The 10,633-nt window shown below is 41.7% G+C and carries 6 protein-coding genes and 2 pseudogenes; 1 reads left to right on the top strand and 7 read right to left on the bottom strand.

The window, feature by feature from the left end; all coding sequences use genetic code 11:
* From HGC4_RS03905 to HGC4_RS03885, 5 genes and pseudogenes are all read right to left on the bottom strand, one after another.
* Window positions 1–1,454: pseudogene (locus tag HGC4_RS03905) on the bottom strand (hypothetical protein); the annotation flags it as partial.
* 483 nt (window positions 1,455–1,937) lie between these two features.
* A complete protein-coding gene (locus HGC4_RS03900; RefSeq protein WP_050708816.1) occupies window positions 1,938–2,894 on the bottom strand; it encodes a FimB/Mfa2 family fimbrial subunit in 957 nt (318 codons plus the stop codon).
* A 195-nt stretch (window positions 2,895–3,089) separates the two neighbouring features.
* Complete coding sequence (locus HGC4_RS03895; protein WP_050708815.1) at window positions 3,090–4,544, bottom strand: Mfa1 family fimbria major subunit; 1,455 nt, start codon at window positions 4,542–4,544, stop codon at window positions 3,090–3,092.
* 43 nt (window positions 4,545–4,587) lie between these two features.
* Window positions 4,588–5,868, bottom strand: coding sequence for an OmpA family protein (locus HGC4_RS03890; RefSeq protein WP_157258116.1), 1,281 nt, complete (start codon window positions 5,866–5,868; stop codon window positions 4,588–4,590).
* Window positions 5,869–6,202: 334 nt separating this feature from the next.
* Window positions 6,203–6,811, bottom strand: a complete 609-nt coding sequence (locus tag HGC4_RS03885; RefSeq protein WP_050708813.1) for a DUF3575 domain-containing protein — start codon at window positions 6,809–6,811, stop codon at window positions 6,203–6,205.
* 384 nt (window positions 6,812–7,195) lie between these two features.
* On the opposite strand from HGC4_RS03885, the pseudogene HGC4_RS19030 reads away from it, so the two are divergent.
* Window positions 7,196–7,592: pseudogene (locus HGC4_RS19030) on the top strand (ATP-binding protein).
* Window positions 7,593–7,870: 278 nt separating this feature from the next.
* Here HGC4_RS19030 and HGC4_RS03870 read toward each other — a convergent pair.
* Complete coding sequence (locus tag HGC4_RS03870; RefSeq protein ID WP_255349820.1) at window positions 7,871–8,800, bottom strand: phosphatase PAP2 family protein; 930 nt, start codon at window positions 8,798–8,800, stop codon at window positions 7,871–7,873.
* Window positions 8,801–9,424: 624 nt separating this feature from the next.
* Window positions 9,425–10,225 (bottom strand): fibrobacter succinogenes major paralogous domain-containing protein, encoded by an 801-nt coding sequence (locus HGC4_RS03865; RefSeq protein WP_157258114.1) that lies wholly within the window; start codon window positions 10,223–10,225, stop codon window positions 9,425–9,427.
* Between the last annotated feature and the right edge of the window lie 408 nt (window positions 10,226–10,633).

The following is a 10,633-nucleotide window of genomic DNA, read 5'->3' as shown; positions in this document are numbered from 1 at the left end:
GAACCACCATTACTTAATATGAAGACTAATTCATCTTTTGTTGGCAAACGCCAGTTTCCGGGAGGAGCCCAACCCTGACTAGTCAGGTATTTACAGATATCACCTTTACCTTGCGCAATACTAGCCTGGTCATGAACAAGATCACCTGTATTTGTATAAGGAATAGAACTCCAATCCGGTGACGATGTTGTGGACCCGCCGCTCGGAGGATAAGTAACAGTAGAAGTACTATAATTAGCAGGAGTAGGAGCAATACCCGTAAGGCTGCCAAATTTAAACAAAACACCCTGATACATCTCCTTTGAAGGGTCATCAATACCACCAAAAGTTAAATGCCCGGCAACAGCATCGTAATAGATATTGGACCCGGCAAAAACAGCGGTCTGGGTAACGGGCACGCGAACTATAAATCTATCTTCTACAGCTATTCTCAAGTATCCCTTACGGAAGACAGAACCCGTTAGCCGGGTGACAAAAACCTGTAATTGTACATTCTGACCCTGATTACCCGTAGAAACTGATGTTGACAGCCATCCCCCGGTAACCGGTGTCCCGTCCTCCTCAGTACAAGTAACAGACCAGTTTAATGACCCTAACAACGTCAGGATATTATCGGTTGAACCCGCGTTTCTTTCCCCGAAAGAAAAAACAAACTCCTCTTTATCTGTGGCCAAAAAGTTCTGATCATCATGAAATACATGAGGAAAGTCATTATCGAAGGCGATAAGCGTAGCCTCTATATTGGTATAGACGCCTGTGGAATTCAAAGCTCCAGCCGCTGTAGCAAATCCCGGACCAAATACTTTCGAAACATTGAATATATATTTATAATTGCGGACAATGGGTCTGAAATCACCTTTTGCCGTTCCGTTGGGCCGGTCATCCCCATACGTAAAATCAACCGGATAATAATAAGTTTGTCCGTCGCCGGCATACGTACCTTTTAAGATTATACGCGGCGATACCGCCCCAGCCGCCGTAGCCGCAGGCGCCTCAAAGGTATAGATCTCGTCCTCCAGCTTATTATTGCTTACAGCGGCATAAGTTACCGCGGTAGAGGACACCGTTAAAGACCCGGGCAGGTTAGGCTGTGGCACAGATAAGGCATATTTAGCCAGATCGTTTACCAACAACCCGTTTTCACTGAAATTGTACAGTATAACATCCGTCAGGGAAAAAGAAGCTGTAGCGCTGTTGGTAACATTTACCTTAGCCAGCATACGCACCAGTTTGAGGTTATTAAAGGTTTTGATCACTCCCGGCGAGATGATGATATCATTATCGGTAGCAGCTATAATCTGAGCCGACATCGGAATATAAGCAGGTGTAGCCGTATCCCACTTACCACTATGGGCATATTCAATCGCATTCAAAAGAGCCAGTTCACTGCCTTGCCCATCCGTAGAACCAACAGTCAACCCCGCAACCTGAGCATTTGCATTGCTGATCAACACCAAACGGTTGTAAGCGCCGCCGGGAATAAACACCTTTACCGTTACATTTCCAGTTCCGTTTCCGGCATTGTTGATATCCGCCGATGTAGCTACGACTCTGGCCTTGAGCCGCTCGGTCATATCGTTATCCTTCCGGAAGGCCAGAATGGTAAACTCATTGACATTAGCCTCCTGGTCTTGCGTCATGCCGTAAGCCGATGGAGTCCGCAGACCCGGCACGAAGACCTCGAAAGTGACATTTTCTGCCGAAGGATCTACCGGCCCGGGAGGCACAAATACATCTTCTTCCGAGGTACAACCCACCAAGAACCCCATTACTACCAACAAGATACACCAAATCTTCATCTTTTTGAATCCCAAGGATTTTATTTCGTTTGATTTCATAATTATAAATAGCAAGCAAATTAGCAGATTCGAATATTAGCAAATAGCAAAGCGACAAAAATATTTGCTCATCTGCCAATTCGCTGATTGATTAATTAGTTATCCCAGGATTTCCTCCTGCTTATTAATTTCCCAACCGTTTATGGATACAGTGACAGTCATCTTGGCCATGTCGAAAACCAACAGGATATCATAGGTATGCACCGCATAGAAATTAAGACTGCCCGGGGCATAAGTCGAATTCTGACTGTAAGCCTGACGAATCAGGTTGATCAGGTCCTGGTCGAAAATTAATTTTTTATCTGTCTGATCATAAATCCGAAGCATGGTCGTGCTTTCCTCTTTCAGCCGCAAGGTGCGGATAGAGGCGGACGGTTGGCCTGCAGCATCGGCAGAACCTTTTTGAATATAGTGATACTCCCTGTCGGAAGCAAATGAATTGTCAAAATAATAGCTGCCGTTCCGGTCGTTAATAACAAAGGTATACTGGCCGGCAGACTTATCTAATCCCTCTGTTTTCAGATTAATGGTGTAGGTATCTTGTACCATGGGAACCGTGAATTTTTGATTACCGGTTTCCGCTACATGGATTGGTTTCAAATCACCAAAGTATAAATAGTCAATGGTATGTGTGATTGTATCGTTATTGTTTGCCGAACGACGCAGGCTAAGCATGGCTTCGGACAATTTTGTTTTCCCTTTTTCAAAGCTTCCGGCATCATAATCGCCCTGATCCGTGTTACACCAGGCCACCAATTGGTAATCATCCGCAGGCAGGGACACCGGCATATGATAGTTTACATCGGTAAGATCGGCTTGGTCATCGTGATAACTGCTCCAGTAATACCCCTCCTTGTCGAAAACATAGAGGAGAATATTTTTTACATTGGCCGGATCTATATCTGTTGGTCCATTCCCGTTAAATGAAAAATAAACCTGTATACTTCTCTCCTCCGGTAAGCAATCGTCTTCGTCTTCCTTTATGCAGGATAAAACCGTCATGGACAAGAGACAGATGGTCAGGAACAAAAATGGTAGGCGTCTTGATTTTTTCATCTTTTGAAAATTGGATATATATTAAGGTCTAAGACCTGTTTTATTCATTTGGCAAGATTCGTTTGGCAAGTAGAAACGGCAACTCAAAGTCATATCGAAAAATAAAGTTGCTTGACAACTACTTACTGTCACATAGTTAGACTTTAAATAACACCAACAGGCTTTTTTTCCTGTTGGTGTTGGTTCTTTTTTTGATTACTGACCATCCAACTGAACATTGAAAGGAAGTAAATTCCATGGCAAAACATTAATATTTACAGTAATTTTTGCATCGTCTACCAATGGAGATAAAGGATCTTTCGGTCCGGGATTAGGATCACCCAAAGAATTGATTTTACTGATTGTCAATTTAAAGAAATCATTACGATATACATTCAAATTCTTGGAAGCACCCGGTCTCTTAGCGTAAACTGTATAATACACTTCACCATTCTGAAACCAACCCAAAGCTACCTCTGTTGATAACAGAGAAGCCACTGCAGTATTGTAAGCAGCTTGATTGTCAAACCAACGAACATTACCAGTAACGGTCTCTTTGATTGCCCCGAAAGAACCATTAGCATCCACTCCATTTGTTGGAACAAATTTAGTTTTCAGTGCTACATAGGTTACGTTACCAACGTAAGAATTACTGGGAGCTGTATTTTCCAAGCCATATAGATGCGCTATAGCATTATTAGCTAATGGAGAAGGATTACTAGCAGAAGCTACTCTATCGAAAGCAGTGATGTTAGTAGGTGTGTTTATACCTGTTCTAACAATCGGATAAAGACCTTGGCCAACATCAGCCGGATCGGAACTGTAGTTAGGGTCTAAAACAACCAAAGTGAAATTAGGGTCTAGTACGGTGTTAGAGACTGCTTGTGCAGTATACATACTTCTATTCACATTACCTAAATCAAAGTTGATTAAAGGATTGGTATTATCTGCAGGATCTGCAGCGAAAGTACCGGCAAGTGTCGGATTTGTTACATCGATTACTACCGTTTGAGCTTTTTCCACGGCAAATTTCACCGCTGAACGAACTACGTTAGACTGAACGCTAACTGTTGTGGCTGCAGCATTGGCAGCATCGTATACAGGTATATCAACCGAAACAAAACTTGGATCGTCGTATCTGCTACCCATAACAAAATTACTACCTGCTTCATCTGCAACACTATAGGCCAATAGCTGTTGGTCCTTATAAAGGGCATTACGACCTATAGAGCCGATCTTAGACAGAATATCAGTCTGTACGGATGCTGGTAGATTAACTGCTATATAAATAGAGTTTTCTCCCGATTTTGTTTCGATTACCTTTGTTGAAGTATATACCTGCCCGTTATTGGGATCTATCCCCTGATCAGTAAAATCGCTTCCAAGAAGTGAAGTATGGTTAATAAAGTCACCTATCTTTGTAAAGACAAATACATCAACGGTATTGATTTTAGATTCCGCCGGAGTACCTCCTTCAAGACTGCCGTCGAAAGGCAAGTTTGCATAAGTTCCCGGCATACTAAAACTTAAACTGAAATAAGCTTTTTTACCCGCTTCAACTTTTCCCCCGGAATTTAATCCCTGATCGTCGTCATTTGAACAACTGGTAAGACCACCCAGAAGTCCTACCGTTAATAACAGACTTAATAATGATTTGAATTTTCGTTTCATAATAATAAAAAATTAATAAATACTACAATAAAATTTTTATAATCTATCTCTTCCCTGAAGTAACAGGTTTGGCCAGTACTTCTTTTTGGTTATGTATGGCTTCCTTATTTCCTGAGGCCGCTGATTTTTCAAAAAGGATTTTTGATCTATTGAGATCTCCTGATTTCAGGTATATAACACCCAGATTGTTTTGTATAGCCGGATGGTTGCGGATGGCTGTATTCTCGATATTCTCCAACAAATCTTTGGCCGCATTTAAGTCGCCATTTTCAATCAGGACAGCCGAAGCATTTACTCTTGCTGCAACATCATCCGGATAATAACGGGGGATCACTTCTGTCAATATATTTATATATTCTTTCGAATCCTTACCGTAGCTTTGAGCCAGATTGAAGAGTTCCAACTCAGATAACTTCTCCGGCTTTTGAGCCAGCACAACTTTACTTTCTTCTATCGTGTAATCTCGAATGGTATAATAGAGCAGGAATTCAACCTTCCTGAGTTTGGGAAACATTTCCCTGAACATTTTACGATAAGGTTCTCCTTTGGCCAGTCGCATCAAAGTACCTTCACGTCTGTTCATAATCTCTGTTGTGGCTATGATTTCCAGAATCTTGTCTTTGTATTCTATATCCGAGGCTTGCACTAATGCTACCAATCCGTCCCAATCTTCGGCTATGGAACTCAACCTGAAAAGGCTTTCCTCTAAACCGAACTCGTTTTTCAGATAATTTTTCAAAGCAATAACTCGTGCCTGAGAAAGGCGTTCATTAGTTGCATATGTGCCCTCGGGTGAAGCATAACCTTTAATGAACAATCCTGTTATAGTCATATCGGTATCGTTTTTCACGCCATAGATCACACTTTCTATTTTTTGAAGTTCTTCGGAATTACGCCCGAAATCGCGAAGAATAACAGACTTTCCGACTGGAAAGTTAAGATGAACCGGTGGCTGGCCGTTACGGGATTTTTTAGCATCAACTTCATCTTGAAAATCAAGATAAACTGTACCTTGACTCTGATATTTTTTAGCTTTCTTGCCCGGTATGAGATAGGATAATTCAGGATTTATCTGATAGACAGCCGGAGCTTCGAATTCAACCCTGTCACTGACTACCAGGGTGTAAAGACTTGATTCCTGACGGCAACCGGATATCTGCTGGTGGAGAACTAAACGTGCCGAATTCATCCAGGGTTCGTAAGGAACTTGCCAATTGTATATAAGGGTGGTATCGATCCCTTCTTTGGCTTTTATCTGCATCAAGGGTTGTTTATAGACCAAAAAACGCTCTATTCCTGCCAGATGAAGGTAACGTTCATCCAACTTTTGACGGTCTTCCCCGCTGACACGGATATAGGGAAATAATAAGGATTGAGTCTCTCCCTTGAGACCACTCTGGCTATAGTTGTTTTCTGTGACTGCGCCGGTAAGTTCGGGTATAAGCAACATGGCTTGACAATCTTCCAGAACGGCTTTTCCTTGTATGTGTACTCTCAGGCTTAGCTCTAAGTTTTCGTTGACCTCTTTTACGCCGAAGTTTTCGACCCACAGCTGACCCTTATAAGCTGAACCCCGGTTTTGAGACTGAAGACCGGATGCAATCATCAGAAAGATGGCTGCTAACAGATAAAATATATAGATTCGTTTCATGTGTGTCTTATTTAATGAGATAGATTAATGATATTCCTGCCTTTGTCGGCCCCAGGTAATGCTTATAGCTACTATCAAGCAATTTTCCGCAGGTCTTACATTCGTACTTATCGTAATTCGTGTATATATACCCGAATCCGAAAGAGGCTTCTAGGCTCCAACGAGGTGAAAGAACCCATTGATAGCCATAGGAAAAACCTACGCCGTAGAGATTGCCCTGATAACGGTACTCATTCAAGCTGGAATACAAATCCAATGGTAACTTGATATGTCCTACACTGTAAGAGGAATAAAGGGCATGAATGCCGAAAAAATGACTGTAAAAGGGTTCGCAAAGCCAATAACGTAACTCGGGCTGTACTAATACATGTCTGAGTTTACGGTTGCCTGAGTAAGTAAAAGGATTGTAATTTCCCGATATGTCAAGTGTATAACGGGAATCTAGCTTCAACTCCAACCCTAAGTTGATGCTCGATGTGGCATCGTATAAGAGATTGGTCTTGACGCCCAGAGACGGCGTTGGCGATGTACCCAGAAAAATATTGCCTGCACTATCCTGTCCCCATAACGGGGATAGCGTGAATAACAACAGAAATATAAATACAAAATGTTTCATATATTTGTAATTATGTTATAACGTTTCTATGATCTGAAACCTTCTCTTGCTGAGAAAAAAAAGAAAAATAAATAATACTCTTCTTGCTTGGTTTTCGGCTTCTTGCAAATGCTAACCTTTATGGATACAAAGTAACAACAAAGCCTAATAACAACTATTTAAATTGCGTTACCTATTTTTGTCCTGATAGTACCTATTTGGCAACCTTCAAGAAATCCTTATTATACATAGTCTCTGCAAAATGAATAAATATAGTCTCTCTGGAATGACATGCGTAACAGAGCAATAGATAGAGCCATAAGAGGGCTTAACCGTCACAAGGCTTCTGTTGAAGGGCTAAGCTTCTCAGCAGAAAGAGGCCTTGATAAGAATCAGATTCAATGACTGGCGGATCTTAGTTTTCTTGGTACTCAGAAAGATATTTTTATTACAAGCAAAACTTATCTGGCAACAGCTTTAGGATATGAAACCTGTCAGAAGAGATTTAAGGTTATGTACTCTAACACATCCAGGCTGATGGGACTACCTAAGTCCACCAAAGTAAAAGGTACCATACCGACCGAACTGAGAAAAAATGGACTTGTTAATCTTAGATGACTTCGGTTTACAACCTTTTGATGCTACAGCCAGAATGAATCTGTTGGATGTCATAGAAGACAGATATGGAAAGAAGAAAGCACAGCAAATGATAGATGATATCTTAAATCATCCAGATTTTTTTGGAAGATCCAGCGAAAAAAAATTAGGATATGAAAATAATACAATCAAACTCAGGAATTAAACAAGTATTTGATACAGACACACAATCTGTTGAAGTATATACAGAGAGTATTATTGACTTAACGTTTTTACACCATACTTACTATGTCACAGATTTTGATTTTTTAAACAATTCTTTCCTGAAGACCATAGGATCTTTTTTGAATTTGGTGATTCTTTCTGTTACATTTTTTATAGATTTTAAATATTAGGAATAATTAGGAAGTAATTCATCTCTTGAGAAGAGAATAATATATAATGGAAGATCTGGAATTGTTTCAACATGGTAGAAATGTAAATTCAGGGTGAGGAAAAAAAGGAGACAAACCGGATACCACAAGACAGGGAACTAAGAGACAAGTGGCTGCTTTCATTAGAAACATCCCTATTTTTATACCAGATATTGACTTTTGGGTTGGCATATTTGTAATCGGCATACAGCGACAATCCGATTGAGGGGGCAACCATCATCGTAGTTGAAACGCCTGTACCGACAACACATGTTCTATTCAGGGAATATTCCATTAAAAGAATCTCTGTTGACGATTGGCTTGTCCCCGGTCCCTTGGTTATAAGATTGACCTTACCACCTACCCCGACTCCCAGGCCGGCAGACACTTTCCCCTGTATGATTAATTTTGAACCCAGAAATTTCGAATAATATCCGTTAGTCATAAACGAAGCAAAGCCTAAAGATTGAATATCCAAATAAGGTATCTGATTTGGAGATAATTGGTCCAGAGAAATATCCTCTAAACTTTCCTCCTCGAAGGGGATATGCATAAAACCTATTTCACAGCCTAAGCCCCACCTTCTATTGAAGAAGTAGGCTCCCTCTAGAGCTCCTTCCAAGCCTATTTTTTCAAAACTAGTCATATCCATATAAAATGCTTGTCCTATCTTAATCGACAGGAACGAGGGCTTCTCCAATTCTGTTTGCACCTTAAAATCTGAAAAGAAATCACCTTTATTCTTATACAGGTTATCGACAATCAGGTAACTTAAATCGGCCGAGAGAATACCGATACCTGCTCCGGCCAGGATATCACTCAGCCAGTGACGGTTATTCAGACTACGGCTTATTCCCGTATATGTGCTCATCGTATATCCCAGTATGCTGTACAAGGGATTAACGTGACCGTATTCCCGGTGGAGGAAGGTCGCGTTCATAAAGGCGGTTGCCGTATGTCCGGAAGGGAAAGAATTCTTGGCTGTTCCATCGGGACGCATGATTTGGCTTGTAGACTTTATTACATTGACAATACCTCCCATAATTAGCATCCCACCGCCCCAGTTGACTGCTGCACGTGCGGGTCTGTTTCGACCCTGTACGCCTACCAAATTCAGCGTAAAGACAGTCGCTGCCGGACCATATTGCATGTAATCATCCAGTCTGTTATGGAAATCAGGGATATACCGGTTGCGGATACTGCGTACTTGATCTCTTTCCTGCCAGGAAAGAGCAGATAAGCCTAACAATATGCCGGGAGGGACTATACGTTTCCAAAACTTCAGTGGTTGTTTCTGCTCAAAATACAGTGTGTCTTTTTTTATTGAAGGTGCCCTTTGATACTGTCCGTTTAAACGAAAGATATTCAGTATAAGGAAAGCTAACAGATAAAAGAGTACTTTCATTCCTATAATTATAGATGTTATTTAAAATTCCAGAATGAAATTTAATTATTTTTTTGCAATTCGGTAAAACATTTTGTCCTTTCGCTTGCTGATTATTGCCGGTATTATATTAACCTAAAAATTGTTCTCGACTGCCTACGGCAGTATTTAATCCTCCGTGCTTTTAAATGCACGGAGGAAATTAATCCAATCAATCGAATACGCTCACTTTCAGTTCGCTTATTCTGCAATACAGCGAACAGCCATGCCGTTCGATCGGCTCGCGCCGTAGCCGGTGAACACGGCAATACTGTTGAAGCCCAAGTAATAACCGAGCGTAACATTCGGTGACGACGAAAAATAGTACCCGAAAGTACCCACATTGTCCAACGGACCCGTGCTGCTGGCGTAGCGGTAACCTGAAGCGGGCAAGAAGTATCCATAAGGATAATTTATATCACCAGGATTTCTCCATCCTGAAGCTATACTGTTCGTACCCGCATTGTTGCCAGAGGTGTTTGTACCATTCACCCAAGAACCACCACTATTTAACATGAAGACTAATTCATCATTTGTTGGCATACGCCAGTTTCCGGGAGGAGCCCAACCCTGACTAGTCAGGTATTTACAGATATCACCTTTACCTTGTGCAATACTAGTAGAGTTATGGACAAGATCACCTGTATTTGTATAAGGAATAGAACCCCAATCCGGTGACGATGTTGTGGACCCGCCGCTCGGAGGATAAGTAACAGTAGAAGTACTATAATTATCAGGAGTAGGAGCAATACCCGTAAGGCTGCCAAATTTAAAGTAAACACCCTGATACGTCTCCATTGAAGGGTCACCAATACCAAAAGTTAAATGCCCGGCAACAGCATCGTAGTAGATATTGGACACAGCAAAAATAGGACTCTGAATAAAATAGATTTTGTATTTTAAATTACCGGACACTATTGTTGCCTCACCCCTACGAGGAACTGTCGTTACCCCCGGGGCAAACGACAACTGATAATCCGTGTTGGCAACACCACCGGTCACAGAAACATTCGCCCATGCAAGAGTAGCGGTCGTGGTCGCATCGGTATCGAACTGCCAACCATCCGAATGAGTGGTTTTTATTTGTATCCTACCATCTCCGGCAAACAACTCTGTACCATCATATTTAACGATCGGATAACGCTTGGAGACATACAGATGGGAGATGCCGATACGGGAATCGCTACTGGCCGCATTCCAGGACTCTACACTGGCGATGGCATTGTTGCTGGAGCCGCGATAAGCTTCATCTTCGCTGTTTTCGCCGTCTACCGAGACATCGGTAATCGTAATGTAGTACTCCCAGTTTCGCAACAAATCAACATAAACACCCGAAGAACCCGCTGTCTTAAAGTCGATCCGGTAATACCGCATCCTTGTTCCTCCATTATAATACCCCCCTACAACAAG

This window comes from Dysgonomonas sp. HGC4 (assembly GCF_001261715.1).
In the GTDB taxonomy this organism is placed as follows: Bacteria; Bacteroidota; Bacteroidia; order Bacteroidales; family Dysgonomonadaceae; genus Dysgonomonas_A.
Note: the sequence above shows the minus strand (reverse complement) of the source record. Positions and strands in the feature narration are given on the sequence as shown.